The sequence below is a fragment of the Pseudoalteromonas sp. BMB genome (assembly GCF_001709235.1).
GTDB classification, from domain to species: Bacteria; Pseudomonadota; Gammaproteobacteria; order Enterobacterales; family Alteromonadaceae; genus Pseudoalteromonas; species Pseudoalteromonas maricaloris.
The window spans coordinates 1-418 of sequence record NZ_MBQA01000220.1 but is presented as its reverse complement, the minus strand read 5'-3'; the positions used below and the strand labels follow the sequence as shown (position 1 = coordinate 418).

The window sequence follows — 418 nt, the reverse complement described above, 5'->3', positions numbered from 1 at the left end:
GTTAATCTAAATGCTTGCTCCGATAATACCACTTGCTGTGCTGTACCATCCTGACTGGGGAATATCGTTCGCAGGTTCTCATGTCGCGCAACAATTTCGTTAAATGCCTGCTCTAACTGCGATACCTCCAGTGCACCATGGATAGACACCGCTTTCGGAATGTTATAATTCGCACTCCCCGGTTCAAGTTGGTCAATAAACCACAATCGCTCCTGCGCGTAGCTCAACGGGAATCCAGTGACTGCGGTACCATCCTCTGTCACTCTCGGAACCGCCACTATTTTGGGTATCTCTTGCTGCGCCGCACTACTAATTAACGCTGCCAATCCCGCCACCGTTGGCCGTTCAAATAGTCCTTTTAATGCCACTTCAACACCGAAGTGACTGCGTACTCTCGACATCAGTTGAGTCGCTAACA

General features: G+C 49.5%; 1 protein-coding gene. It reads right to left on the bottom strand.

Annotation, left to right across the window (positions count from 1 at the left end; translation table 11 throughout):
* Window positions 1-401, bottom strand: a 401-nt coding sequence (locus BB427_RS23000; protein WP_139119099.1) for a condensation domain-containing protein, incomplete at its 3' end; no start/stop codon positions are given.
* Window positions 402-418 lie beyond the last annotated feature (17 nt).